Genomic DNA, 280 nt, shown 5'->3' with positions numbered 1-280 from the left:
TAAAAAGCTTTCAAAACGCTCGCACTCATTATAGTAAAAGGATAAATTAGGGTTATTCATGCATAGAATTATAACCTAAGATTTTAAGAGTTGTATAAATTCAGCTCTGGTTTTAGGGTCTTTTTTAAAGAGGCCTTTTAGAACGCTTGTTCTAATGATCGCATTTTGCTTTTGCACCCCTTGCATGCTCATGCACAAATGCTTGGCTTCGCAAACCACAATCACGCCCCTTGGCTCTATGATTTCATCAAAGGTTTCGGCAATTTGAGTGGTCAGCCTT

General features: G+C 38.2%; 1 protein-coding gene. It reads right to left on the bottom strand.

The window, feature by feature from the left end; all coding sequences use genetic code 11:
• Window positions 1–75: 75 nt before the first annotated feature.
• The coding region (locus IEY78_RS35385) for a GTP cyclohydrolase I (RefSeq protein WP_189104828.1) at window positions 76–280 on the bottom strand (205 nt) is incomplete at its 5' end.

The sequence above is a fragment of the Streptomyces kronopolitis genome (assembly GCF_014646275.1).
GTDB classification, from domain to species: domain Bacteria; phylum Actinomycetota; class Actinomycetes; order Streptomycetales; family Streptomycetaceae; genus Streptomyces; species Streptomyces kronopolitis.
This window is presented reverse-complemented; position numbering and strand designations above follow the sequence as displayed.